The organism is Amycolatopsis sp. NPDC003861 (genome assembly GCF_053605405.1).
The window spans coordinates 1-22,985 of sequence record NZ_JBSGJD010000105.1; the positions used below are offsets into that span (position 1 = coordinate 1).

The 22,985-nt window shown below is 71.1% G+C and carries 28 protein-coding genes; 20 read left to right on the top strand and 8 right to left on the bottom strand.

Annotated elements, in window-relative coordinates:
- On the bottom strand, window positions 1-587 hold a 587-nt coding region (locus tag ACWEVN_RS24780), incomplete at its 3' end, for a TetR/AcrR family transcriptional regulator (RefSeq protein WP_452052871.1).
- Window positions 588-670: 83 nt separating this feature from the next.
- On the opposite strand from ACWEVN_RS24780, the gene ACWEVN_RS24785 reads away from it, so the two are divergent.
- From ACWEVN_RS24785 to ACWEVN_RS24795, 3 genes are read left to right on the top strand one after another with little or no spacing between them, the layout of a single operon-like run.
- Window positions 671-1,105 (top strand): nuclear transport factor 2 family protein, encoded by a 435-nt coding sequence (locus ACWEVN_RS24785; RefSeq protein ID WP_452052872.1) that lies wholly within the window; start codon window positions 671-673, stop codon window positions 1,103-1,105.
- Entirely contained in the window at window positions 1,098-1,916 is an 819-nt protein-coding gene (locus ACWEVN_RS24790; protein ID WP_452052873.1) for an NAD(P)H-binding protein, read from the top strand. Before ACWEVN_RS24785 ends, ACWEVN_RS24790 begins: the two co-directional genes overlap by 8 nt.
- Window positions 1,913-3,103, top strand: coding sequence for an alpha/beta hydrolase family protein (locus tag ACWEVN_RS24795; RefSeq protein ID WP_452052874.1), 1,191 nt, complete (start codon window positions 1,913-1,915; stop codon window positions 3,101-3,103). The genes ACWEVN_RS24790 and ACWEVN_RS24795 overlap by 4 nt, the downstream gene beginning before the upstream one ends.
- On the opposite strand, the gene ACWEVN_RS24800 is transcribed toward ACWEVN_RS24795, so the two are convergent.
- Together ACWEVN_RS24800 and ACWEVN_RS24805 are read right to left on the bottom strand one after the other, a co-directional pair.
- Window positions 3,100-3,726 carry a LysE family translocator gene (locus tag ACWEVN_RS24800; protein WP_452052875.1) on the bottom strand — a complete coding sequence of 209 codons (627 nt, stop codon included), beginning with the start codon at window positions 3,724-3,726 and terminating at the stop codon, window positions 3,100-3,102. The genes ACWEVN_RS24795 and ACWEVN_RS24800 overlap by 4 nt on opposite strands.
- Window positions 3,726-4,352 carry a LysE family translocator gene (locus ACWEVN_RS24805; protein WP_452052876.1) on the bottom strand — a complete coding sequence of 209 codons (627 nt, stop codon included), beginning with the start codon at window positions 4,350-4,352 and terminating at the stop codon, window positions 3,726-3,728. Before ACWEVN_RS24805 ends, ACWEVN_RS24800 begins: the two co-directional genes overlap by 1 nt.
- A 260-nt stretch (window positions 4,353-4,612) precedes the next feature.
- On the opposite strand from ACWEVN_RS24805, the gene ACWEVN_RS24810 reads away from it, so the two are divergent.
- From ACWEVN_RS24810 to ACWEVN_RS24820, 3 genes are all read left to right on the top strand, one after another.
- Entirely contained in the window at window positions 4,613-5,134 is a 522-nt protein-coding gene (locus tag ACWEVN_RS24810) for a PH domain-containing protein (RefSeq protein ID WP_449684441.1), read from the top strand.
- 56 nt (window positions 5,135-5,190) lie between these two features.
- Window positions 5,191-5,700 (top strand): hypothetical protein, encoded by a 510-nt coding sequence (locus ACWEVN_RS24815; protein WP_452052877.1) that lies wholly within the window; start codon window positions 5,191-5,193, stop codon window positions 5,698-5,700.
- Between the two features lie 85 nt (window positions 5,701-5,785).
- The gene (locus ACWEVN_RS24820; RefSeq protein ID WP_310967055.1) at window positions 5,786-7,804 is read left to right on the top strand and encodes a protein meaA; all 2,019 of its coding nucleotides are present in this window, start codon (window positions 5,786-5,788) and stop codon (window positions 7,802-7,804) included.
- On the opposite strand, the gene ACWEVN_RS24825 is transcribed toward ACWEVN_RS24820, so the two are convergent.
- Window positions 7,797-8,339, bottom strand: coding sequence for a cysteine hydrolase family protein (locus ACWEVN_RS24825; RefSeq protein WP_452052878.1), 543 nt, complete (start codon window positions 8,337-8,339; stop codon window positions 7,797-7,799). The genes ACWEVN_RS24820 and ACWEVN_RS24825 overlap by 8 nt on opposite strands.
- A 72-nt stretch (window positions 8,340-8,411) precedes the next feature.
- Between ACWEVN_RS24825 and ACWEVN_RS24830 the strand changes: the two genes are divergently transcribed.
- From ACWEVN_RS24830 to ACWEVN_RS24845, 4 genes are all read left to right on the top strand, one after another.
- A complete protein-coding gene (locus tag ACWEVN_RS24830; protein WP_452052879.1) occupies window positions 8,412-9,380 on the top strand; it encodes a GlxA family transcriptional regulator in 969 nt (322 codons plus the stop codon).
- Entirely contained in the window at window positions 9,377-10,150 is a 774-nt protein-coding gene (locus ACWEVN_RS24835; protein WP_449684446.1) for an enoyl-CoA hydratase-related protein, read from the top strand. The genes ACWEVN_RS24830 and ACWEVN_RS24835 overlap by 4 nt, the downstream gene beginning before the upstream one ends.
- Before the next feature lie 65 nt (window positions 10,151-10,215).
- The gene (locus ACWEVN_RS24840) at window positions 10,216-10,716 is read left to right on the top strand and encodes a TetR/AcrR family transcriptional regulator (RefSeq protein WP_449684447.1); all 501 of its coding nucleotides are present in this window, start codon (window positions 10,216-10,218) and stop codon (window positions 10,714-10,716) included.
- Window positions 10,713-11,177, top strand: coding sequence for a DUF2867 domain-containing protein (locus ACWEVN_RS24845; RefSeq protein ID WP_452052880.1), 465 nt, complete (start codon window positions 10,713-10,715; stop codon window positions 11,175-11,177). Before ACWEVN_RS24840 ends, ACWEVN_RS24845 begins: the two co-directional genes overlap by 4 nt.
- On the opposite strand, the gene ACWEVN_RS24850 is transcribed toward ACWEVN_RS24845, so the two are convergent.
- Window positions 11,149-11,694, bottom strand: a complete 546-nt coding sequence (locus ACWEVN_RS24850) for an NUDIX domain-containing protein (RefSeq protein WP_452052881.1) — start codon at window positions 11,692-11,694, stop codon at window positions 11,149-11,151. The two genes, ACWEVN_RS24845 and ACWEVN_RS24850, sit on opposite strands and share 29 nt — an antisense overlap.
- A 37-nt stretch (window positions 11,695-11,731) precedes the next feature.
- Between ACWEVN_RS24850 and nucS the strand changes: the two genes are divergently transcribed.
- The 10 genes from nucS (at window position 11,732) to ACWEVN_RS24900 (ending at window position 21,244) form a co-directional block, all read left to right on the top strand.
- On the top strand, window positions 11,732-12,391 hold the full coding sequence (nucS, locus tag ACWEVN_RS24855) for an endonuclease NucS (protein ID WP_449684450.1): 660 nt from the start codon (window positions 11,732-11,734) through the stop codon (window positions 12,389-12,391).
- Between the two features lies 1 nt (window position 12,392).
- A complete protein-coding gene (locus tag ACWEVN_RS24860) occupies window positions 12,393-12,599 on the top strand; it encodes a DUF1653 domain-containing protein (RefSeq protein WP_449684451.1) in 207 nt (68 codons plus the stop codon).
- 385 nt (window positions 12,600-12,984) lie between these two features.
- A complete protein-coding gene (locus ACWEVN_RS24865; protein ID WP_449684452.1) occupies window positions 12,985-13,761 on the top strand; it encodes a hypothetical protein in 777 nt (258 codons plus the stop codon).
- Window positions 13,762-13,960: 199 nt separating this feature from the next.
- Complete coding sequence (locus ACWEVN_RS24870) at window positions 13,961-15,658, top strand: sodium:solute symporter family protein (RefSeq protein WP_452052882.1); 1,698 nt, start codon at window positions 13,961-13,963, stop codon at window positions 15,656-15,658.
- Window positions 15,659-15,667: 9 nt separating this feature from the next.
- Window positions 15,668-15,949, top strand: coding sequence for a hypothetical protein (locus tag ACWEVN_RS24875; protein WP_452052883.1), 282 nt, complete (start codon window positions 15,668-15,670; stop codon window positions 15,947-15,949).
- 47 nt (window positions 15,950-15,996) lie between these two features.
- Window positions 15,997-16,989, top strand: coding sequence for a DUF3558 domain-containing protein (locus tag ACWEVN_RS24880; protein ID WP_452052884.1), 993 nt, complete (start codon window positions 15,997-15,999; stop codon window positions 16,987-16,989).
- Between the two features lie 67 nt (window positions 16,990-17,056).
- On the top strand, window positions 17,057-18,058 hold the full coding sequence (dhaK, locus tag ACWEVN_RS24885; RefSeq protein WP_310967068.1) for a dihydroxyacetone kinase subunit DhaK: 1,002 nt from the start codon (window positions 17,057-17,059) through the stop codon (window positions 18,056-18,058).
- Window positions 18,058-18,687 (top strand): dihydroxyacetone kinase subunit DhaL, encoded by a 630-nt coding sequence (gene dhaL, locus ACWEVN_RS24890; protein ID WP_452052885.1) that lies wholly within the window; start codon window positions 18,058-18,060, stop codon window positions 18,685-18,687. The genes dhaK and dhaL overlap by 1 nt, the downstream gene beginning before the upstream one ends.
- The gene (gene dhaM, locus ACWEVN_RS24895) at window positions 18,684-19,358 is read left to right on the top strand and encodes a dihydroxyacetone kinase phosphoryl donor subunit DhaM (RefSeq protein WP_452052886.1); all 675 of its coding nucleotides are present in this window, start codon (window positions 18,684-18,686) and stop codon (window positions 19,356-19,358) included. The genes dhaL and dhaM overlap by 4 nt, the downstream gene beginning before the upstream one ends.
- A 119-nt stretch (window positions 19,359-19,477) precedes the next feature.
- Window positions 19,478-21,244, top strand: coding sequence for a 3-hydroxyacyl-CoA dehydrogenase family protein (locus tag ACWEVN_RS24900; RefSeq protein ID WP_452052887.1), 1,767 nt, complete (start codon window positions 19,478-19,480; stop codon window positions 21,242-21,244).
- Here ACWEVN_RS24900 and tsaA read toward each other — a convergent pair whose 3' ends face one another.
- The 3 genes from tsaA to ACWEVN_RS24915 are packed head-to-tail and all read right to left on the bottom strand — an operon-like array spanning window position 21,245 to window position 22,919.
- Complete coding sequence (gene tsaA / locus ACWEVN_RS24905; RefSeq protein ID WP_449684495.1) at window positions 21,245-21,640, bottom strand: tRNA (N6-threonylcarbamoyladenosine(37)-N6)-methyltransferase TrmO; 396 nt, start codon at window positions 21,638-21,640, stop codon at window positions 21,245-21,247.
- Window positions 21,641-21,651: 11 nt separating this feature from the next.
- Window positions 21,652-22,080, bottom strand: coding sequence for a nucleoside deaminase (locus tag ACWEVN_RS24910; RefSeq protein ID WP_449684460.1), 429 nt, complete (start codon window positions 22,078-22,080; stop codon window positions 21,652-21,654).
- Complete coding sequence (locus ACWEVN_RS24915; protein ID WP_449684461.1) at window positions 22,077-22,919, bottom strand: LLM class flavin-dependent oxidoreductase; 843 nt, start codon at window positions 22,917-22,919, stop codon at window positions 22,077-22,079. Before ACWEVN_RS24915 ends, ACWEVN_RS24910 begins: the two co-directional genes overlap by 4 nt.
- Between the last annotated feature and the right edge of the window lie 66 nt (window positions 22,920-22,985).

Below are 22,985 nucleotides of genomic sequence, written 5' to 3' on the forward strand. Positions count from 1 at the left end.
CCCTGCGCGCACTGGGCGCGCAGGGCGTACTCCACGAGCCGGTCCACATAGTCCGGCTCCGCCTCGGCCTGCCGGACGACCAGGCGCCAATAGATCGGCGCGGCCAGGACGTCCAGCGCCATCTCCATGTCGAGGTCCCCGGGCAGTTCGCCGCGCGCGATGGCCCGGCGCAGCATCGCCTCGCCGACCTCGCGCCGCGGCCCGCCGATGTTCTCGCGCGTGCGGCGGCCGCGCTCCGGGTTCCGCGCGTCCTCCGCGACCAGGTCGGGCAGGATCCGCGAGAACAGCGGGTGCGTCAGCCAGTCGATCAGGGCCTGCATCGTTTCGCGGAGGTCGCCGCGCAGTGAGCCGGTGTCCGCCTCCGCCGCCCGCGTCACGCTGAACTCCGTGACGACCGCGGCGATCATCTCGTCCTTCGACCGCCAGCGCCGGTAGAGCGCGCTCTTGCCGACGCCGGCGCGCTTGGCGACGGCCTCCATCGACAGCCGGCCGTAGCCCTGCTCCGCGAGCTCGTTCAGGACGGCGTCGGTGATCGCCGACGTGACTTGGTGCTGGAGGACCGCGGCGCCGGTCGGGGTGCGTGCCATGGATCGCAGTCTAACGGGTGGACGAGACGGTACCGTTCCGTCTATCGTGGTTGACGTCGGGACGGTACCGTCTCGTCCGAACGTTGAAGGAGGCTGCGATGCGCGACTTCGTCGAGCACGCGCTCGATCTGCTGCTGAAGCACGACATGGCCGGGTTCGCCGGGCTCTGGGCCGAGGACGGCGTCCTCGAGTTCCCGTTCGCCGGTCCGGGCTACCCGAAGCGCGTCGAAGGGCGCGAGGCGATCCGCGAGTACCTGCGCGACTACCCGAACCTGCTGGACATCCGCGAGGTCACCGCGAAGACCGTGCACGAAACGACCGACCCGGCCGTGGCCGTCGCCGAATTCACCGTTGCCGGAGTCGTGGTGGCGACGCAGAAGCCGTACGAGCTGTCGTACATCGCCGTGATCACCGTTGCGGACGGTCTCATCCGCCACTACCGCGACTACTGGAGCCCGCTCGCCGCCGCAGAGATCCTCGGCGGCGCCGACGAACTGACGGCGGCGTTCGGTGGCTGACGTCCTGGTCCTCGGCGGCACCGGCACGACCGGCCGCCGGGTCGTCGCCGGCCTGCGTGCCGGCGGATTCGCGGCCCGGGCGGCCACGCGGAAGCCGGGCGCGGCCGGGCAGGTCCGGTTCGACTGGGCGGATCGGTCGACCCACGCCGGCGCGCTGCGCGGAGTCTCCGCGGTCTACCTGCTCGCGCCGATCGGTGAGGCTTCGCCGATCGGCTTGGTGGCGCCCTTCCTGGACGACGCGCTGGCGGCGGGCGTCCGGCGGGTCGTCCTGCTCAGCTCTTCGGCGGTCACGCCGGACACCCCGGGCCTCGGCGACCTGCAGCGGCTGGTGCGCACGGCACCGGAGTGGGCCGTGCTGAAGCCGTCCTGGTTCATGCAGAACTTCACCGGCGAACACCTGGTGGCCCAAGGGGTGCGGGACGGCGAGATCGTCACGGCCACCGGCGACGCCCGGGTCGCGTTCGTCGACGCCGGCGACATCGCGGCGGTCGCCGTCCGCGCGCTGACCGATCCGGTACCGCACAACACCGACCACGTCCTGACCGGACCGGCCGCGTTGAGCTACGCCGAAGCGGCGGCGATCTTGTCCGCGCGCCTCGGCCGTCCGGTGCGGCACCGCGCGGTCGGCACCGGGGCCTTCGCGGCTTCGCTGACGTCATCCGGGATCCCCGCCGAGTTCGCCCGCGTGCTGGCCGCCCTGGACGAGGACATCCGGCGCGGCGCCGAAGACCGCGTCACCCCGGCCGTCGAGCAGGTCACCGGGCGGCCGGCCCGTTCGTTCGAAACCTTTGTGCAGGAGGAAATCCGATGAAGCAGCTGATGTTCGAAGAAGACCGGCAGTTCTGGTTCGAGACCCTCCGCCTGTTCGGCCACGCGGCCTACGGCGGCTCGGACTTCGGCGAGGTCCTCGCGGCGGCGTCGACCGTGACGCCGGGCGACTACGACAGCTGGCACGACGCCTACCGCGCGCTGGCCGACCGCCTGTACGCCGAAGCGGCCGACGCCGGCCCGGTCACCGCGCGCGACCTGCTGCTGCGCGCGTCGACGTACTACTTCTCCGCGGAGTTCTTCCTCCACGGCGACCCGGCGGACCCGCGCATCGCGGCGGCCTACGACCGCAGCGTCGAGTGTTTCCGCCGCGCGGAGGTGGCCGAGCCGGTCGAAATCCCGTACGAGGGCACGACTCTGCGCGGGTACTTCTACCGCGCGCCGGGGGCCGGGCCGAAGCCGTTGCTGATCATGCACAACGGCTTCGACGGCAGCGCCGAGGAATGCCACTTCATGGGCGCGGCGGCGGGCGCCGCGCACGGTTACCACGTCTTGACGTTCGACGGCCCGGGCCAGCCGAGCGCGATCCGGCACGAGAAGCTCGTGTTCCGCCCGGACTGGGAGCACGTGGTGACGCCGGTGGTGGACTTCGCCCTGGCCCTCGACGGAGTCGACCCGGAACGCATCGCGCTGCTCGGGGTGAGCCTGGGCGGCGAGCTGGCCCCGCGCGCGGCGGCGTTCGAACACCGGCTGGCGGCCGTGGTCGCGGTGGACGGCGTGTACGACGCGGGCGCGGCGGTGACGGGCCTGCTGCCCTGGTCGCGCGAGGAGATCGTGCGCCGGGCCCGGGCCGCGGCGGACGAGGAGTTCGACGCGCTGCTCGCGGCGGGCCGCGAGGCGAGCCCGACGCTGCGCTGGGCGTGCGACCACGGCCGGTACGTCCTGGGCGCGGCGACCGACCGCGAGTTCATCGCGAAGTACCTGGAGTACACGCTGGAGGGCGGCATCGCGGAGAAGATCGAGTGCCCGGTCCTGGTCTGCGAAGCGGCGGACGACCTGTTCTTCGGCGGTGACCAGGAGACCGAGCCGAGGCGGCTGTACGCGCACTTGGAGGCGCCGAAGACGCTGCTGACGTTCACGGCGGAAGAGGGCGCGGACGCGCACTGCCACGTCGGCGCCCAGCGCCTGGCGGCGGGCCGCATCTACGACTGGCTGGACCGGACGCTCTAGCCTTCGAGGGCGAGCGCCGCGCCGAACCCGACCAGCGCGGCGCCCGTCGCGCCGTCCATCGCCCGGCGGACCTTGCGCTGCTGCAACCAGCCCCGCACGCGGTGCACGAAGAACAGCAGCACCACCTGCCACACCACGCCCAGGGCCGCGACCGTGTACGCGAGCAGCAGCGCATCGCCCTGGTCGGTGACTCCCGGCGTCAGGAACTGCGGCAGCACCGACAGGTACAGCACGATCACCTTCGGATTGGTGATGTTGGACAGGAACCCTTCGCGGAACCGGCGTCCGCGGGAGGCGCGGGCTTTCCGGACGTCGTCGAGGGCGGCGTAGTTCCCGCGCCAGGCGCCGCGGAGGGCCTGGACGCCGAGGAAGACCAGATAGGCCGCGCCGAGCCACTTCACCGTCTCGAACACCGGCTGGTAGCGGGTGATCACCGCGCCCAGCCCGAAGGCTGCCGCCGTCCCCTGGAGGAAGTTCGCGATGGTGATCCCGGCGCACGCCCAGCCGCCGCCGCGCGCGCCGCCGGTCAGGGCGTTCTTCAGCACGACCATGGTGTCCGGGCCCGGCATCATCGCCAGGAAGGCCATCATCCCGGCGAAAGCCGCGTAGGTGTGCCAGGTCATCAGGCCTCCAGGGCGAGGGCGGCGCCGAAGCCGAGCAGGGCGGTACCGGTGACGCCGTCCAGCGCCCGGCGCACCCGGCGGCGCTCCAGCCACGCCCGCACGCGGTGCACGAACACCAGCAGCACCAGCAACCACAGCATGCCCAGCACGGCAACGGTGTAGGCGAGGGCGAGCGCGTCCCACGTCGTGGTGCGGACCGGGTCGAGGAACTGGGGGAGGACGGACAAGTACAGCACCAGCACCTTCGGGTTGGTGATGTTGGAGAGGAAGCCCTCGCGGAACCGCCGGAAGCCCCCGCCTCGCCGCCGCCGGCCCTCGTCGACGGCGTGGTAGTTGCCGCGGAAAGCACCCCGCAGCGCTTGGAACCCGAGGAAGATGAGGTAGGCGGCGCCGGCCCACTTGAGCGCGAGAAACACCGGCTGCGACCGCGCGATGAGGACGCCGAGCCCCAGCGCCGCAGCGCTGCCCTGAACGGCGTTGCCGGCGAAGATGCCCACCGACGCGAGCAGTCCGCCCCGGAACCCGCCGGACAGCGCGTTCTTGAGCATCACCATCGTGTCCGGCCCCGGCGCGAGGACGATCAGGACCACGATGACCAGGTAACTCCCGTACGCACTCCACGTCACGGCTCCCCACGCTAATCGACGGGGCAGGGGCGGGTCTCGCGGATTTCGGTCACACAGTCCACAACTCGCGCAAGCCGGCCTTCCGCTGGCTTGGACAGGAGGTCATGGGGAGGCCTGGGCGGGGGGCAGGTCTGGGCGTCCGCGTGCCGTTGGGGTCGGCGGGGCAGCGGCCCGCGATCGGCCGCGCACACAGGGTGCACAACCGCATCCAGCGCGTGCGGGACTCGGCGGAAGCACCTCCGGCAGAGTAGTGTTCGGCCATGTCAGCAGGGGAAATCGAGCTGTTGCCCGGTGAACGCGTGCTCTGGGCGGGGGAGCCGGTCCAGCGCCCGCTCTACGTCGCCGCGGATGGGGTGGTTGCCCCGGTCGGGCTTCTCCTCGCCGCCGCCGCTCTCTGGCTGCTGCTGACCCGCGAACCCAGCGGTCTCACCATGGCCGCGGTCGTTGTTGCGCTCGTGATCGGTCTCTACGGTGCCGTCGGCCGGTCGATCGTCCGGTACCTCGCGCTCGGGCGCACCACCTACGCCGTCACCGACAGCCGGATCATCGCGCGCTCGGGGCTGTTCCGGCAGAAAGAACGCTCCAGCGAGCTGGCCGGCCTGCCGGCCCCGATGCTCAAGGCGGGCCCGTCCCGCACCGGGACCATCACCTTCGGCGGCGCGGGAACCGTGACGCTGATCGGGATCGGCGAGCCCAAGCGCGTCCGCGACCTGCTCACCAAGGCGATCGACGAAGCCCACGCCCGCCAGGCCCCGCCGGAAGCCGACAGCCCGGCTGCCTGATCGGGGCAACCCGCGCGGCCTCCCGGTGCGTCAGCCCGGCAACCGAGGAGGTTGCCGTGGACGAACCGCTGATCGCCCTGGAACCGGGTGAGCGGCTGCTGTGGTCGGGACGGCCGCGGCGGATCGCCCCGACCGGGCTCGAGTGGTACCGCCTCGCCTTCGGCTCGGTCATGGTGTCGGGGTTCGCCGTCGCCATCGGGCTGCCGGCCCCCGGGGCGGCCGTGACCTTCGGGAGCATCGGGCTCGCCGTCGTCTGGGCGCCGGTGCTCTGGCGGCTCCGCACGACGCGCCGCGCGGTGTACGCGGTGACCGACCAGCGGGTCGTGGTGGCCGACCGCGTTTCGGGCCGCATCCGCACGTGCGAGTACCTGAATGACCTGGAGCCGCCGGTCGTCCGGCGCGACCAGGGCGGCGGCCGGCTCACGCTCACGAGGCGGGACGGGTCCGTGTACCTGCTCGGATATTCCCTGCCGAAGAAGGGGCAACCGGCCCCGATCGAGCTGTTCGACGTGCCGGACGTCGACGGGTTGCGCGACCTGATCGTGCACGAGCAGGCGGCCGGTTGACGTCACCCGGACGTGTCCCATTGCACTGCCACCATAAGTTACCGGTCGGTACACTCGACGAAACGTCCACCGCCGGAGGTGCCCAGTGCCGTACCCATCCGACAACGAGCGGGATCGCCCCTGGGTGATGCGCACGTACGCGGGGCACTCCTCCGCCGCCGCGTCGAACGAGCTCTACCGGCGCAACCTCGCGAAGGGGCAGACCGGCCTTTCGGTGGCCTTCGACCTGCCCACCCAGACCGGCTACGACCCGGACCACCAGCTCTCCCGCGGCGAGGTCGGGAAGGTCGGCGTCCCGGTGTCGCACCTCGGCGACATGCGGCGGCTCTTCGACGGCATCCCGCTCGCCGAAGCGAACACGTCGATGACCATCAACGCGCCGGCCATGTGGCTGCTCGCGCTGTACGTCTCCGTGGCGCGCGAGCAGGCCGAAGCCGAGGGGCGCGACGTCGACGAGGTGCTCGCGAAGCTCGCCGGCACCACGCAGAACGACATCATCAAGGAGTACCTGTCCCGCGGGACCTACATCTTCCCGCCCGGGCCGAGCCTGCGGCTGATCACCGACGTGATCGCCTGGACGGTGCACCACGTCCCCAAGTGGAACCCGATCAACATCTGCAGCTACCACCTGCAGGAAGCCGGGGCGACGCCGACACAGGAAGTCGCCTACGCGCTGTGCACCGCGATCGCCGTCCTCGACGCCGTCCGCGACTCGGGGCAGGTCGACGCGGCCGACATGGCGAAGGTCGTCGCGCGGATCTCCTTCTTCGTCAACGCCGGCGTCCGGTTCGTCGAGGAGATGTCCAAGATGCGCGCGTTCACCGCGCTCTGGGACGAGCTCACGCGCGACCGTTACGGCGTAACGGATCCCAAGGCCCGTCGGCTGCGCTACGGCGTGCAGGTCAACTCGCTCGGGCTGACCGAGGCCCAGCCGGAGAACAACGTCCAGCGGATCGTGCTGGAGATGCTCGCGGTGTCGCTTTCCCGCGGCGCCCGCGCCCGCGCCATCCAGTTGCCCGCGTGGAACGAAGCCCTCGGCCTGCCGCGGCCGTGGGACCAGCAGTGGGCGCTGCGGATGCAGCAGGTGCTCGCCTTCGAGACCGACCTGCTGGAGTACGAGGACATCTTCGACGGCTCGCACGTCATCCAGGCCAAGGTCGACGAGATCATGGCCGGCGCCCGCGAGGAGATCGCCCGCGTGCAGGACCTCGGCGGCGCCGTCGCCGCGGTCGAGAGCGGGTACATGAAGTCGCAGCTGGTCGCATCGCTGGCCGAGTACCGCCGCGAGATGGAGAACGGCGAGCGGATCCTGGTCGGGGTCAACAAGTTCGGCACGACCGAGCCGTCGCCGCTGCAGGCCGAAGGCGCGAAGGCGATCGAGACGATCGACCCCGCCGTCGAGAAGGCCGCCGTCACCGCGATCGAGGAGTGGCGCACCCAGCGCGACAACGAGGCCGTCGAACGGTCGCTGGCCGCGCTGAAGGAACGCGCGCAGACCACGGAAAACCTGTTCGAGGCCACTGTGGACTGTGCACGGGCCGGCGTGACCACCGGCGAGTGGGCCGGCGCGCTGCGCGAGGTGTTCGGTGAATACCGGGCGCCCACCGGCGTTTCCGCCTCCGCGGTCGCCGGAGCCGGTGACCCCGAGTTGGAGCGGGTGCGCACGCGGGTCCGGGAAACCGAGGCGGAGCTGGGCGAGCGGCTGCGGATCCTGGTCGGCAAGCCGGGCCTCGACGGGCACTCCAACGGCGCCGAGCAGGTCGCCGTCCGGGCGCGCGACGTCGGCTTCGAGGTCGTCTACCAGGGCATCCGGCTGACGCCCGAGCAGATCGTCGCGGCCGCGGTGCAGGAAGGCGTGCACGTCGTCGGGCTCTCCGTGCTCTCCGGCTCGCACCTCGAGGTCGTCCCGCACGTCGTCGACGGCCTGCGTGCCGCGGGGGCGGGCGACGTGCCGGTGATCGTCGGCGGCATCATCCCGCCCGACGATGCCGCGCTGCTCACCGAACGCGGCATCGCCCGGGTGTTCACGCCCAAGGACTACGAGCTCACCGGGATCATGGACGGCATCGTCAGCCTGATCCGCGAACGGCACGGCCTCAGCTGAGCTCGCCCAGGACGTCCTTCGTGGACTTCACGGTGGCGAACTGGTTCGCCAGGTTCGCCGCCGTGACGCGGTAGAGCTCGTCCGCGGTCACGCCCGGGAGGTCGAAGGTGAACGTGGCGTCGAGGGCGAAAGTGACGTCGTAGCCGAGGTTCCCGCCCATCCGCGCGGTGGTTTCGCAGCAGAAGTTCGTCTGGATGCCGGCCACGACGAAGCTCGTGATGCCGCGCTTGCGCAGCCACGCGTCGAGGTCGGCGTCGCCGAGGAACGCCGAGTTGACCTTCTTGCCGAACACGAGGTCCGGCCGGGCGCCGTCGAGTTCGGGCTTGAAGTCGTTGCCCGGCTGGCCGGGACGCAGTGGCGAGCCGGGCTTCGGCGAATCGTGGTGCACCAGGACCACCGGGAGCCGCCGCTCCTGCCACGCGTCGAGCAGGGCCTTCATGTTCGCTTCGGCGCCCGGGTTGTTGCGCGGGCCCCAGAACTCCGGGTCGTCGAACCCGCACTGGACGTCGATCAGGATGAGTGCCGTTTCGGTCATGCCGTCGAGTCTCGCGGGGGTGCGGTGGGTGAGGGGAGTGGCAGAAGACGCGCGATACGGTACTTTCCTGCCATGCGCACCATCGGCGTCCTCCTGCTGCCGGGCACCCGGGTGTTCGACCTCGCGGTGATCGGCGAGGTCTGGGGCCAGGACCGGACCGACAGCGGCATCGGCCCGTTCACCGTGCGGCTGTGCAGCGCCGGCCGGGTGCGGACGGCCACGTCGCCGTTCGGTGACGTCGCAGCCACGCACGGCCTCGCCGGGCTCGACGGCTGCGACCTCGTGCTCGCACCGGGCCGCGACGAGCCCCTCGCGCCGGTGCCGCCGTCGGCCGTCACGGCGCTGCGCCGCGCCCACCGGGCGGGCGCGACCGTCGCCGGGTTGTGCTCCGGCGCGTTCACCCTCGCCGCCGCCGGCCTGCTCGACGGCCGCCCGGCGACCACGCACTGGCGCGACCTCGACGCCCTCGCCGAGGTCGCCCCGCGCGCGGACCTGCAGCGCGACGTGCTCTACACCGACGACGGCGGCGTCCTGACGTCCGCGGGCGTCGTCGGCGGCCTCGACCTCTGCCTGTACCTGGTCCGGCGCGACCACGGCGCCGACATCGCCGCCATGCTGGCGCGCCGCCTGGTGATGCCGCCGGCGCGCGAGGGCGGGCAACGCCAGTACGTCGACCACCCGCTGCCACCGAAGGCGGCCCAGCCCGGTATGGCGTCCACAATGGACTGGGCGCTCGCGCGGCTCGGGGACGGCATCGGCGTCGAGGACCTGGTCGGGCACGCGCGGATGAGCGAGCGGACGTTCCACCGCGAGTTCGCCGCGGCCACCGGGGTGACACCCGGACGCTGGCTGCGCGTCCAGCGCGTCCGGTACGCGCAGCGGCTGCTGGAGACGACGTCGCTGCCGGTCGAGCGCGTCGCCGAGCGGTCCGGGCTGGGCACGGCGGCCAACCTGCGGCGCCGGATGCGCGCCGAAGTCGGCGTCGCGCCGGACAGCTACCGGCGCACATTCCGCGCGGGAAGTACTACCGTCGGGGCATGACCGAGTACGAGCACATCCTGGTCAAGCGCGACGGCGACACCGTCACGATCACCATGAACCGGGCGGCGCGGCGCAATGCGCTCTCGGCGGAGCACCTCGCCGAGCTGCTCGCGGCGTTCCGCGAGGCGGGGACGACCGACGCGACCGGCGTCGTGCTGGCCGCCGACGGCCCGGTGTTCTCCGCCGGCCACGACTTCGCCGACGTCGCCGCGCGCGACCTGGTGGGCGTGCGCGAGCTGCTCACGTTGTGCACGGACGTCATGAAGACGATGCAGTCGATCCCGCAGGTGGTCATCGCCCGCGTGCACGGCCTGGCCACGGCGGCGGGCTGCCAGCTGGTGGCGTCGTGCGACCTGGCCGTGGCCGCCGAGTCGGCGGGCTTCGCGCTGCCGGGCGGCAAGGGCGGCTGGTTCTGCCATACGCCGGCGGTTCCGGTGGCGCGGTCGATCGGCCGCAAGCGCCTGATGGAGCTGGCGCTGACCGGCGACGTCATCGACGCGGCGACGGCGCTGGACTGGGGCCTGGTCAACCGGGTCGTCCCCGATGAGCAGCTCGACGACGCCGTCGCGGAGCTGCTGGCCCGGGCCACCCGCGGCAGCCGCGCCAGCAAGTCGATGGGCAAGGTGACGCTCTACGCCCAGCTCGACCGCCCCGAGGCCGACGCCTACGCGATCGCGCTCGAAGTGATGGCGGCGGCGTCCCAGCTGCCCGGCGCCCGCGAGGGCATGGCGGCGTTCCTGGAGAAGCGCAAGCCCTCCTGGCCCGACTGATCGGCGAGAGGGTCCGGCCGGGTTTCGGCGTGGCCACCGACCGTACCATACGGTATGGTATGGCCATGGCGAGCAAGCGGGATTGGCTGGACGCGGGGCTGGTGCTGCTGGCGGAGCAGGGCGCGCCGTCGGTGACCATCGAGCGGCTCACCGAACGCCTCGGGCTGTCGAAAGGCTCCTTCTACCACCACTTCAAGGGCATGAGCGGCTACCGCACCGCCCTCCTGGAGCACTTCGAAGCCGAACGCACCACGCGGTTCGTGGAGCAGGCCGAAGCGGCGGACGGCGACCGGCTGAGCGCGTTGCTGAAGCTGGTCCTGGCGCCGGGACCCGGGCCGGAGCTGGAGATCGCCGTCCGGGCGTGGGCCCTGCAGGACGCCGAAGCCCGGGCGGTGCAGGAGCGCGTGGACGCCACCCGCGTCGCCTACCTGACCGAGATCGGCGGCGACGCCGACCTCGCGCGGGCGTTGTACCTGATCGTCGTCGGCGCCGGGCAGGTCGTGCCGCCGCTGACCGGCCGGCAGCTGAAGAGCGCGTTGGAACTGGTACTGGGGAGACGGAAATGACCGAGCCTTACGTCGACGGCGCCGACTACGTCGAGTTCAAGGAAATCGAGAGCGAGAACAGCCTGCGCGAATTCGTCGCCGGCGTCTTCGGCTGGTCGCCGGCCTGGGTGAAAGCCCTCTTCGGCGTCCGGTACGTGCTCGCCAAGGCGCTGCGGCTGGAGACCGCGTCGGTTCCGCGGACCGGCCGGCTGCGGCCCGAGGACATCGGCTTCGCGCCCGGCGACCGCGTCGCGTTCTTCACCGTCCGCGCCGGGGATCCGGAGCGGTACCTGGTCGCGGGCGTGGACGACAGTCACCTGACCGGGTACCTGACGGTCGAAGCGGTGTCACGCGGCTTCCGGCTCGGCACGATCGTGCACTTCCACAACCGCGTCGGCCCGGCCTACTTCGCGCTGATCAAGCCGTTCCACCACCTGGTGATCCGCGGGATGCTCAAGGCCGGTGCCGCTCGAACAGCATGAGCTGCGCCCACGCGGCGATCGACTGCGCGTCGGTGATGTCCCCGGCGAGGATCATCTTCTCGACGTCGGCGCGCGCGAACCACGCGCTGCGCATGTCCTGCTCCTCGTGCTCGCGCTCCGGCTCGCCCTCGCTGATGTCGGTGGCGAGGAACACCCAGCCGCGCTGGCTGCTCATGCCGGCGGCGACGTCGAGCTTGCCGAGCGGAACCATCGAGCCGGCCCGCAGACCGGTCTCTTCGCGCAGTTCCCGCACGGCGAGTTCGGCCGGCGGCACGTCCGCCAGGTCCGGCGCGGTGCCCTGCGGGAACTCCCAGCGCCGCTCGCCGAGCGGGTAGCGGAACTGCTCGACCAGCCGGAACCGGTCGCCGTCCTGGGCGATGACCAGCGCGTACGACGGCTTGTCGATCACGCCGTAGATGCCCGGCGAGCCGTCGGCGCGGCGGATTTCGTCCTCCCGCACCGTCATCCAGTTGTTCCGGTACACCTCGCGGGACGCGACACGCTGAATGGGGTCCACGCGCCCAGTATCGCCGACCCTGTCCTACCCTCCTCGGGTGCGTCTCGTGATCGCGCGGTGCCAGGTCGACTACGCCGGCCGGCTCACCGCCCACCTGCCGATGGCCACCCGCCTGCTGCTCGTCAAGTCCGACGGCTCGGTGTCGGTGCACTCCGACGACCGTGCGTACAAGCCGTTGAACTGGATGAGCCCGCCGTGCTGGCTGATCGAGGACGGCAAGCTCTGGATCGTCGAAAACAAGCAGGGCGAAAAGCTGGTGATCTCGATCGACGAGATCTTCCACGACTATTCCCAGGCCCTGGGCGCGGAACCGGGCCTGCAGAAGGACGGCGTGGAAGCGCACCTGCAGGAACTGCTCGCCGAGCACATCAAGACCCTCGGCGACGGCTACACGCTGGTCCGCCGCGAATTCCCCACGGCGATCGGCCCGGTCGACATCATGGCCCGCGACGCCGACGGCCGTTCGGTGGCGGTCGAGATCAAGCGCCGCGGCGAAATCGACGGCGTCGAGCAGCTGACGCGCTACCTCGAGCTGCTCAACCGCGACCCGCTCCTGGCGCCGGTGCAGGGCGTTTTCGCGGCCCAGATCATCAAGCCGCAGGCCCGCACGCTGGCCGAGGACCGCGGCATCCGCTGCCTGACCCTGGACTACGACGAACTCCGCGGCATCGAGTCCGACGAGTTCCGGCTGTTCTGAGGTGGAGCCGGGTCGGTACGTCCACTACAAGGGCGGCGAGTACGAGGTGCTGGGCCTGGCCCGGCACAGCGAGACGGAAGAGGAACTCGTGGTGTACCGCGCGCTCTACGGCGAGCGCGGGCTATGGGTGCGTCCGGCGGCGATGTTCGCGGAGACGGTCGAGACACCGGACGGCCGGGTGCCGCGGTTCCGGCGCGTGGCAGACTGACCGCAGGGCGTTGAAAAATTGACCCCGCGGTCGCCCGAAGGGACGTATCTCGGTGCCGATACCGAATCGATGCCGAAATCGGTGTATCTGATTCGGTGATTATTGCTCTGCCAGGAAATCTTTGACCCGATAGGTGCGCGGGTGGTCAGCGGAAACTTTTTCACCGTGATTCCTGCGCTGTTCGGGTGAGTTCGGGATCTTATTCGGCGTTTTCGTGCGACACTCGATTCGAGGGGTTCCGCCGGTGCGTCCGGCGTGGCCGGAGGGTGGTGCGCTCGGCCGTCTTTCTTCGTCGTGCCAACGTTTCAGTCCGCCTTCGAGCTCGGGGTGCGCATGCCATCCGGCCGGCGTGTGCGCATTTTCGCCTGCACGCAAGGAGGAAGTCATGCGTTATCGCCCACTCGGTTCCGATCCGGCCGACCCGCGCCTGGGCCGGTTCATTCCGGACGACTGGCGGCACGTGGAAAGGTATCCGCTCGGCGCGCTGGCCGACGAAGACCGGCCCACCCGGGCGCCGGTGGTGATCGGCGTCAACTGGTACTCGGCGTTCGACCAGCCCGAGCAGGACGAGAAGTCCGGCGAGTTCTTCATCGCGAAGGCCGGCGTCAAGAAGCTCGGCCGGATCCGCGGCGGCCACTGCGTGTGCCTCGAGCCGGGCGGCACCCCGGACACCGACGCCTGGTACGCGTTCTACGACCAGGGCCACGAAGGCGCCTGCGTCGGCTTCGGCTGGTCGCGGTGCATGTCGATCTTCAACGGCAGCGAGTACGCGGCCCGCTGGCTCTGGGACTCGGCCAAGAAGCGCGACGAGTGGCCCGAGACCAACCCCGGCGACGAGAACGGCACGTCGGTCCGGGCCGCGGCCGAGGTGCTCAAGGACACCGGGCACGTCCTGTGGGACGACTCCTACGGCAACGACGACTGGCACACCCGCGAGAAGTACACCGCCGAGGCCAAGCAGGGCATCAAGGCGTTCCGCTGGGCGAAGTCGGTCGACGACGTGCACTCGGTGCTCGCCAACCCGCGGGCCGACGAGCTCGGCGCCGTGCCGATCCTCAACTCGTGGGGCCCGGGTTACCCGCACCGGACCTACCTGCCCGACGACGTGCTGGCCCACCTGATCGCCGAGGACGGCGAGATCGCCGTTCCGACCGACCGCTGATCCCCGCCGCTCCCGCGGCGCGCGGAACGAGGGCGCGTTCTCCCTGGTCAAGGCCGGGAGAACGCGCCCTCTGACCATTTTGGACACGTCGGCGTGCCGACCCTGAATCCATGCAGTACTGTCCGGATCCGACGGGATGCTGGTGATTCCTGTCGGATCTTGTCCTGTTTGAAATAGGGAACTGCCGGAGGTGGGTCGGGTGCTCGTCCTAGCCGATGCGAACCTGCGACTCGACGCGAGCGCGATCGACTACATCGAGTTGGCGTTCTACTTCGCGCTCGTGCTCGGCATCGGGTACCTGGCGCGGCGGCAGGTGTCGAGCAGCCTCGACTTCTTCCTGTCCGGCCGGTCGCTGCCCGCTTGGGTCACCGGCCTGGCCTTCATCTCGGCGAACCTCGGCGCGGTCGAGGTGATGGGCATGTCGGCCAACGGCGCCCAGTACGGCCTGCCGACCGTGCACTACTTCTGGATCGGCGCCATCCCGGCGATGCTGTTCCTCGGCATCGTGATGATGCCCTTCTACTACGGCTCCAAGGTCCGCAGCGTCCCGGAGTTCATGCGGCGGCGCTTCGGCAAGCCGGCCCACCTGGTCAACGGCGTCAGCTTCGCCGCGGCCCAGATCCTCATCGCGGGCGCGAACCTCTTCCTGCTGGCCAGCGTGGTGAACCTGCTGCTGGGCTGGCCGCTGTGGGTGTCGATCATCGTCGCCGCCGCGATCGTGCTCTCCTACACCGCGCTCGGCGGCCTCTCCGCCGCCATCTACAACGAGGTCCTGCAGTTCTTCGTCATCGTCATCGCGCTGGTGCCGCTGACGATCATCGGCCTGGTCAAGGTCGGCGGCTGGCAGGGCCTGGTCGACAAGGTGACCAACAGCCCGGGCGGCACCGCGCAGCTGCACTCGTGGCCCGGTGACAACCTGACCGGCTTCGGCAACAGCATCCTTTCGGTGCTGGGCATCGTCTTCGGCCTCGGGTTCGTGCTCTCCTTCGGTTACTGGACGACGAACTTCGTCGAGGTCCAGCGCGCGATGGCGTCGAAGAGCATGTCGGCCGCGCGGCGGACCCCGATCATCGGTGCCTTCCCGAAGATGCTGGTCCCGTTCATCGTCATCATCCCCGGCATGATCGCCGCGGTCACCGTGTCCGAGTACGTCAAGGACAAGCAGGTGCTGCTCGACGGCGGCAAGGCCGACAGCGGTGTCACGTTCAACAACGCGCTCCTGCTGCTGATGCGCGACCTGCTGCCGAACGGCATGCTCGGCATCGCCATCGCCGGACTGCTGGCCTCGTTCATGGCCGGCATGGCGGCGAACCTGAGCTCGTTCAACACGGTCTTCACGTACGACATCTGGCAGACGTACGTGAAGAAGGACAAGCCGGACCACTACTACCTGAACCTGGGCCGCGTGGTGACCTCGGCCGGCACGATCCTCGCGATCGGCACGGCGTTCATCGCGTCGAACTCCGGCAACATCCTGAACTACCTGCAGGACCTGTTCTCCTTCTTCAACGCGCCGCTGTTCGCGACGTTCATCCTGGGCATGTTCTGGAAGCGGATGACCCCGCACGCCGGCTGGAGCGGCCTGGTGCTCGGTACCGCGTCCGCGATCACGATCTGGGGCCTGTCGCAGGCCGGGGTGATCGGCCTGGAGGGCCAGGGCACCAGCTTCGTGGCCGCCGGTGTCGCCTTCGTGGTCGACATCGTGGTGAGTGTCGTTGTCTCGCTGGCGACCAAGCCGAAGCCGGACGAAGAGCTGGTCGGCCTGGTCTACTCGCTGACGCCGAAGGAGACGCGCCAGCACGACGCGACCGGCGAGAACGCGGGCTGGTACCGCAAGCCGGGCCTGCTCGCGGGCATCGTGCTCGTCCTGACCATCGCCCTGAACATCATCTTCTAGGAGGTCGGAATGGCTACCGAGTCGCAGCCGCGCGCGCACAAGGCAGGCGCCTTCGACATCCGGCTGATCATCGCCCTGCTGATCGGCGTCTACGGCGTCATCCTCACCGTGATGGGCATCGGCTTCACCTCCGACGAGGAGCTCAAGAAGGCGGCCGACGTCAACATCAACCTGTGGGCCGGGATCGGCATGCTGGTGGTCGCCGCGCTGTTCGTCACCTGGGCCCTGGTGCGCCCGCTCGTCGTGCCGGCCGAGCCGGAGACCGGCGACACACCGGCGGCGGCCGAATAGCCGGGTTGTCCGGACAGCGGCGTTCGGGTGCCGCTACCGTGCATCGCGTGTTCCCAGACGTTCGGCACCGCCGTCTCCCGAAGCTGTTCCTGCTGGTCACCGCGCTCGCGCTGCCGCTGACGGCGTGCGGGCCGGACCTCGGCAAGTCCAACTTCGCCCGGACGACGGTGCCCGCGGCGGCCGGCTCCGGCCAGGTCCCCGACGGCCCGATCACCGACGCCGCCGTGGCGGCCGGCGTGCTCCGCACGATCCAGCCGTGCCAGTTCCTGACCAAGGACGCGCTGGGCGCACTCGGCCTCGGCACGGTCGAGGCCGACCCGTCGCCGTCGTCGATCGCCTTCGACACCTGCAGCAACAAGGTGAAGGACCCCGGCGGCAAGGAAATCCGGCTCGAGCTGGAGATCGGCAGCACCCTCGTGCCGCGGGCGGACAAGACGACCGGGGTGGCCGGCGGGCTGCCGCTGCGCGTGAACAAGACCGGCGACACCGACTGCACCGTCGCCGTGATGACGGCGCTGAACCCGGATGTGGCGCTCGAGGTGTCGGTCACCTACGCCGGTGACCCCTGCCGCCCCGGGCAGGCACTCGCCGAAGCCGTCGTCCAGAAGGTGCACAACTCGCCGGAGAAGTACTCGACACCCGCCGGCACCGTGCTGACCGCCGAACCGTGCGCGATGGCCGACGCCGCGGCGGTGACCGCCGTCGTGCCGTCGGCGAAGCCCGCTCCCTCGGGTCTGCACTCGTGCGAGTGGCGGGACCGCGGCCCGGCGGTGACGGTCGGGTTCCGGCCGGGCCTGCCCCCGCTCGTCGGCGACGGCAACTCCAAGGTGGACCTCGGCAACGGCGTGACCGGCTTCCAGAAGCAGGCGACCGGCGGTTCGGCGCGGTGCAAGGTCGAGTGGCAGCACCGGCCGTGGCAGGGCGACGACGTCGAACTGGCCCAGGTGGACTACCAGGGGTATGCCGACAACGACACCGATCCGTGCGGCAAGGCGGTGACCGTCGCGAAGAACGTGGTCACCAAGCTCCCCAAACCCTGATCTGGCGGCGGGCCGCGCGGAGAGGTAGGAAGGGGACACCCCACCCGCCGATGCGCCGGAGGCTGCCGTGAAGAAGATCATCAACGATCCGGCGAACGTGGTCGCCGAGTCGCTGCGGGGGCTCGCCGCCGCGCACGCCGACGTCCTCCGCGTCCAGTACGACCCGGACGTCGTGATCAGAGCCGACGCGCCGGTCGCGGGCAAGGTCGCCGTGATCTCCGGCGGCGGGTCCGGGCACGAGCCGCTGCACGGCGGGTTCGTCGGCCACGGCATGCTCGCCGCGGCCGTGCCCGGCGCGGTGTTCACCTCGCCGACGCCGGACGCGGTGCAGGCCGCCGTCACCGCGACCACCGGCGACGCGGGCGCACTGCTCATCGTGAAGAACTACACCGGCGACGTGCTGAACTTCGAGACGGCCGCCGAGCTGGCCGCCGCCGAGGGCCTCGAGGTGCGCAGCGTCGTGATCGACGACGACGTCGCGGTCAAGGACTCGACGTACACCGCGGGCCGCCGCGGGGTCGGCGGCACGGTGCTGCTGGAGAAGATCACCGGCGCCGCGGCCGAGCGCGGCGACTCGCTCGACGCCGTCACCGCGCTGGCACAGAAGGTGATCGGCCAGGTCCGGTCGATCGGCGTCGCGCTCACCGCGCCGACCGTGCCGCACGCCGGCACCCCCAGCTTCGACCTCGCCGACGACGAGATCGAATTCGGCATCGGCATCCACGGCGAGCCGGGCCGCGAGCGGCTCCCGGCCGAGCCGGCCGACGCGCTGGTGGCCCGGATGGTCGAGGCGGTCGTGTCCGACCTGCCGTTCGCCTCGGGCGACCGCGTGCTGCTGTTCACCAACTCGATGGGCGGCACCCCGCTGGTCGAGCTCTACCTGGCCCACGGCATCGCCGAGCGGCTCCTGGCCGACCGTGGGATCGTGGTCGAACGCCGGCTGGTCGGCCCGTACATCACCAGCCTCGAGATGCAGGGGATGAGCCTGACGTTGCTCAAATTGGACGACGAGCTGACCGAGTTGTGGGACGCCCCGGTCAACACCGCGGCCCTGCGGTGGGGGCTCTGATGGCGTGTGAGGCCGCGGGGGTCGCGGCGGCGGTGCGCGCCGCCGCGGCGGTGGTCGCCGAGCACCGCGTGGAACTGATCGACCTCGACCGCGCGATCGGCGACGGCGACCACGGCGAGAACCTCAACCGCGGCTTCGCGGCCGTCGTGGCGGCGCTCGATTCGGCGGTTCCGGACACGCCGGGCGGGGTGCTCAAGCTCGTCGCGACGACGTTGATTTCGAAGGTCGGCGGGGCCGCGGGCCCGTTGTACGGCACGGCTTTCCTGCGTGCCTCGGCCAAGCTGGGTGCCGTCGAGACCGTCGACGTCCCGGCGTTGCTGGACGCGCTGCGCGCCGGCCTCGAAGGCGTCCAGGCCCGCGGCAAGGCCGTGGGCGGCGACGCCACCATGGTCGACGCCCTGATCCCCGCGGTGGCGGCCGCGGAGAAGGCGGCCGAGGGCGGCGGGGACGTCGCCGCGGTGCTGACCGCGGCGGCCGACGCGGCCGACACCGGCGCGGAGTCCACAGTGGACCTGGTGCCGCGGAAGGGCCGGGCGTCCTACCTCGGTGAGCGGGCCGTGGGGCACCTGGACCCCGGCGCCCGGTCGTCGGCGCTGCTGCTGCGGGCGTTCGCGGAGGCCGCCCGGTGAGCGTGGGAATCGTGCTCGTGTCGCACAGTGCGAAGCTCGCCGAAGGCCTGGCCGAGCTGGCCGCCCAGATGGCGCCGGACGTCACCATCCTCCCGGCCGGCGGCCTCTCCGACGGCTCGATCGGCACGGACTACGACGAGGTCGTCGCCGCCACCCAGCGCGCCGACTCCGGCGACGGCGTCGTGCTGCTCTACGACCTGGGCAGCGCGCAGATGACGGCCGAGCTCGCCGTCGAGTCGCTGGCCGACCCCTCGGCCGCGATCGTCGCGGACGGCCCGCTGGTCGAGGGCGCGATCGCGGCGGCGGTCGCGGCGCAGGCCGGGCAGGGCCGCAAGGCGGTGGCCGAGGCCGCCGCGGCGGCCGGGATCCCGGACGACCTGGCGCCCGCCGAGGAGGCTCCGCCCGACGCCGCCGAAGTCGAGCTGGAGCTGCACAACGACGTCGGGCTGCACGCCCGGCCCGCTGCGGTGCTGGTGCGCACGCTCAGCGAGTTCGACGCCGAGGTGACCGTGCGGCTCGGCGACCAGGAAGCCGACGGCCACAGCGTCCTGGCCCTGATGTCGCTCGGCGCACGCCAGGGCGACCGGATCCGCGTCCGGGCGCGCGGGCCACAGGCGTCCGCCGCGCTGGAGAAGGCGAAAGAGCTGGTGGACGGCAATTTCGGCGAGTGAAGCCGCACTCGCCGACCGGGTGACTTGAGCCGTACTGACTCGATTCCGTCTGGGCTCCGGCGGTGCCCCGTGGCAGTATCGAGGCCAATTACCAGCGAGTAACATCTCTGGAGGCCTCGATGGCGCGGGACATTTCGACGGTCGGTGTGGTCGGCCTGGGCACCATGGGGGCCGGCATCGCCGAAGTGCTCGCCCGCAGCGGGCTCGACGTCGTCACGGTCGAAGTCGACGAAGCCGGCATCGCCCGCGGCCGCGGTCACCTCGAGCACTCGACCGAACGGGCGCTCTCCGGCGGCAAGCTGGACGCCCCCGGGCGCGAGGCCCTGCTGGGCCGGATCCGGTACGGCACGTCCCTGTCGGATCTGTCCGAAGTGGACCTGGTGATCGAGGCGATCCCGGAGAGCCTCGAGCTGAAGGCCGAAGTCTTCGCCGAGCTGGACAAGATCACCCGGCCCGAAGTGGTCTTCGCGTCCAACACGTCGTCGCTGTCGATCACCGAGATCGGCGTGCACACCGCGCGGCCCGGCAAGGTCGTCGGCATGCACTTCTTCAACCCGGCGCCGGTGCAGAAGCTCGTCGAGATCGTCAAGACCGTGGTGACCGAGCCGGAGGTGATCGCCGAGGTCGTCGAGTTCTCCGAGCGGCTCGGCAAGGTGCCGGTGGTGATCGGCGACCGGGCCGGCTTCATCGCCAACGCACTGCTGTTCGGCTACCTCAACCACGCGGTGCGGATGTACGAGCAGCGCTACGCCACCCGAGAGGACCTCGACGCCGCGATGCGCTTCGGCTGCGGCTACCCGATGGGCCCGCTCGCGCTGCTCGACCTGATCGGGCTGGACACCGCGAACGAAATCCTCGACACGATGTACCACCAGTCCCGCAATCGCCTGCACGCGCCCGCGCCGCTGCTCAAGCAGATGATCACGGCCGGCCTGCTGGGCCGCAAGACCGGCCGGGGCTTCTACACCTACGACGCCCCGGACTCGCCCAACGTGGTCACGTCCGGCGTCGTGTCCACAGCGGACAGTGTTCCGCCGCGCCCGGTGGCGAGGGTAGGCGTGGTCGGGACGGGCACGATGGCCACCGGCATCGCGGAGGTGTTCGCCAAGCGCGGCCTCGACGTCGTGCTGCGCGCCCGGAGCCTGGAGAAGGCCCAGGCGTCGGTGGCGCGCGTCAAGAAGTCGCTCGACAAGGCCGTGGTCAAGGGCAAGCTGTCCGAAGAGGACGCCGCGGTGGCGCTGGCCCGGATCACCCCGGTCACCGACTTCGAGGCGCTGGCCGACGTCGACCTGGTCGTCGAGGCGGTGGCTGAGGAGCTGGCGGTCAAGCAGGCGGTGTTCTCGGCGCTGGACGAGGTGGTCCGCCCCGGTGCTGTGCTGGCCACGACGACGTCCTCGCTGCCGGTGATCGAGTGCGCGGCCGCGACGTCCCGGCCGTCCGATGTGGTCGGTCTCCACTTCTTCAACCCGGCCCCGGTGATGAAGCTGGTCGAGGTGGTCTCGACGATCGCGACCGCCCCGGACGTGGTGGCGACGGCGAGCGCGGTCTGCGACGCGGTCGGCAAGCACGCGGTGCACTGCGGCGACCGCGCGGGTTTCATCGTCAACGCGTTGCTGTTCCCGTACTTGAACGACGCGGTGAAGATGCTGGAGGCCCACTACGCGGGCGCGGACGACATCGACACGGCCATGAAGGTCGGCTGCGGCCTGCCGATGGGCCCGTTCGAACTGCTGGACGTCGTCGGCCTCGACGTCTCGCTGGCCATCCAGCGGACGCTCTACAACGAGTTCCGCGAAGAGGGCTTCGCGCCGGCGCCGCTGCTGGAGCACCTCGTGACGGCCGGCCGGCTGGGGCGGAAGACCGGGAAGGGCTTCAAGGACTACTGATCAGCGCTCGGCCACCTCGCCGAGGACGGGCTTGACGTCGAGCACCGGCGTGCCGTCGATCGCTTCCAGGCCGGTGACGGTGAGCGTGCTGCCCTCGACCGCCGTCACCGTCACCGTGTGGAGGCCGATCGGGTTCGGGCGGTCCGGTGAGCGCGTCGAAAACACGCCCTGCAACGGGCGGGCCGGATCGCTGCGCGGGTGGACCGCCTGGACGTCGCGGTCCGCTTCGTGCAGCCACGTCAACAGGACCAGGCGGTCGCCCGGGCGGAGATCGGCCGCCGCCGGGGCGAATTCCGGTTCGAACACCACCCGGGACGGTGGCGCGCCCTCGTCACCCTGCTTCGGAGCCGACGCGCGGTCCGCCAGGGATGACTCGATGCGCGCCACCGGACGCACCTGGTAACCCGTCACTGGTAATAGCCCTCGACCGGCACGCGGGCCTCGTCGAACAGGGCGGGACCCTCCATCTTGTGCCGGCCCCACGTGAGCGGCGGCCGCAGCGTGAGGAACTGCTCCGTCGACAACGCGTAGACGACGCGGCCGAGCCCGGACCGCTCGATCGCCCCGGTGCACATGCCGCACGGCTGCGTGCTGGTGAACATCGTCGTGGCCGCCGCGGTTTCCGGGTCCAGGTTCTGCGCCGCCCAGCGGGCCAGCTTCAGCTCCGGGTGGGCCGTGATGTCGTTGTCGGTCAACGAGGTGTTGCGGTCCTCGACCAGGACCTTCCCGTCGGCGTCGGCCAGCAGGGAGCCGAACGGCGGGTTGCCGTGCTCCTCGCGCGCCTCGCGGGCGAGTTCGATCGCCCGCCGCAGCAGGGCTTCTTCGGTGTCCTTCACAGGTTCTCCCTCCAGGATGCGGCCACCGCCGCGAGATCCCGCCACGCCACCTCCGGGCGCAGCGTTTCGGCCGGGTCCGAGTCGAACGGGTCGAGCACGACGGTGTCCGCCCCCATCGCCCGCAATTGCGCCAGGTCGTCGACGACCTGCTCGAGCGTGCCTTCCCCGGCACGCCGGCCCGGCCCGGTCACCGGCGCCGCCGTCACCCGCAACAGGATCCGCGGCGCGAAGGCCGGCACCGGCCTGTCCCCGGCCAGCTTTTCCAGACGCCCCAGCGTTTCCCGGAACCCGGCCATCGTCAGCCGCAGCGGGTGCCACGCGTCGCCGAGCTCGATCGCCCGCCGCAGCCCGGCGTCGCTGTGCCCGCCGAGCCACAGGGGGATCGACCCCGCGCGGTAGTCGTCCGTGTCGGCCCACGCGGCACGGATCGCCCGCAGGTGCTCGGTGGTGAGCTTGCCGCGCTGTTCGAACGGCACGCCCAGCGCGTCGAACTCCTGCTTCGCCCAGCCGATCCCGGCGCCGAGCACCAGCCGGCCGCCGCCGCTGAGCTCGTCGAGGTTCGCCGCCATCCGCGCCACCAGCAGGGGATGCCGGTACGGCACCACGAGCACCGTGGTGCCCAGCCGCACCCGCTGCGTCACCCCGGCCAGCCACGACAGCGTCGTGAACGGCTCGTAGAACGGCGCCGGGTACTGGCCGGCGACGTCCGGCGTGATGGCGACGTGGTCGGACACCATCAGCAGGTCGTAGCCGAGGCCTTCGACCGTCTGCGCCCAGGCGCGCAGGACACCCGGGTTCGTGCCGGGCCCGAAATTGGGGACGTTCACGCCGATCTTCACCCGGAAAGGCTATCGACGTTTTGCCCGAATCCGGAAGGGAACGATCACGGCGTTCGGCCCGTTCCG

Excerpts from the sequence above, each read along its gene's own strand:
- ACWEVN_RS24840 (WP_449684447.1), top strand. The coding sequence starts at position 10,216 with ATGGCGAGCAAGCGGGATTGGCTGGACGCGGGGCTGGTGCTGCTGGCG.
- ACWEVN_RS24900 (WP_452052887.1), top strand. The coding sequence starts at position 19,478 with ATGGCGCGGGACATTTCGACGGTCGGTGTGGTCGGCCTGGGCACCATG.
- ACWEVN_RS24800 (WP_452052875.1), bottom strand. The coding sequence starts at position 3,726 with ATGACCTGGCACACCTACGCGGCTTTCGCCGGGATGATGGCCTTCCTG.
- ACWEVN_RS24875 (WP_452052883.1), top strand. The coding sequence starts at position 15,668 with ATGGCTACCGAGTCGCAGCCGCGCGCGCACAAGGCAGGCGCCTTCGAC.
- ACWEVN_RS24835 (WP_449684446.1), top strand. The coding sequence starts at position 9,377 with ATGACCGAGTACGAGCACATCCTGGTCAAGCGCGACGGCGACACCGTC.
- dhaL (WP_452052885.1), top strand. The coding sequence starts at position 18,058 with ATGGCGTGTGAGGCCGCGGGGGTCGCGGCGGCGGTGCGCGCCGCCGCG.
- ACWEVN_RS24810 (WP_449684441.1), top strand. The coding sequence starts at position 4,613 with ATGTCAGCAGGGGAAATCGAGCTGTTGCCCGGTGAACGCGTGCTCTGG.
- ACWEVN_RS24795 (WP_452052874.1), top strand. The coding sequence starts at position 1,913 with ATGAAGCAGCTGATGTTCGAAGAAGACCGGCAGTTCTGGTTCGAGACC.
- ACWEVN_RS24845 (WP_452052880.1), top strand. The coding sequence starts at position 10,713 with ATGACCGAGCCTTACGTCGACGGCGCCGACTACGTCGAGTTCAAGGAA.
- ACWEVN_RS24825 (WP_452052878.1), bottom strand. The coding sequence starts at position 8,339 with ATGACCGAAACGGCACTCATCCTGATCGACGTCCAGTGCGGGTTCGAC.
- ACWEVN_RS24865 (WP_449684452.1), top strand. The coding sequence starts at position 12,985 with ATGCGTTATCGCCCACTCGGTTCCGATCCGGCCGACCCGCGCCTGGGC.
- ACWEVN_RS24830 (WP_452052879.1), top strand. The coding sequence starts at position 8,412 with ATGCGCACCATCGGCGTCCTCCTGCTGCCGGGCACCCGGGTGTTCGAC.